The sequence below is a fragment of the Xanthomonas cucurbitae genome (assembly GCF_002939885.1).
GTDB classification, from domain to species: Bacteria; Pseudomonadota; Gammaproteobacteria; order Xanthomonadales; family Xanthomonadaceae; genus Xanthomonas; species Xanthomonas cucurbitae.
In genome coordinates this window covers 1-364 of sequence record NZ_MDED01000148.1, presented here as the reverse complement: position 1 = coordinate 364, position 364 = coordinate 1, and the positions used below count along the sequence as shown (strand labels likewise).

Here is a 364-nt window from a genome sequence, read left to right as displayed (position 1 = left end):
CTGGGTCGCGTAAAACTCGTTCAAACCTTCGATTTTCGCCGTTTTCAGCTCATTTCCGAGGGTTTCCCCGGATTACAGACGCAACTCGGCCACAGCAGGCAATAAGTGCTTTCGCTTCTGCCACAGGTTCGACAGCGCAAACAGCGTCAACACCTGCGCGGTGTTCTTCGCCAAACCGCGATAGCGCACCTTGACGTAGCCGAACTGGCGTTTGATCACGCGGAACGGATGCTCCACCTTCGCCCGCAAGCTGGCCTTGGTGTGCTCCCAATGCTTTGCCCGCTTCAACGCGCGTTTGTTCTTGATCTGCTTCAACTTCGAGCGCTTTTCTGCGATCAGGTAGCGCAGCTTGCGCTTGCTCGCC

At 56.6% G+C, this 364-nt stretch carries 1 protein-coding gene; it reads right to left on the bottom strand.

Annotated elements, in window-relative coordinates:
* Positions 1-72: 72 nt before the first annotated feature.
* A partial coding sequence (locus tag XcuCFBP2542_RS19135; protein WP_146090394.1) for a transposase occupies positions 73-364 on the bottom strand: 292 nt, incomplete at its 5' end.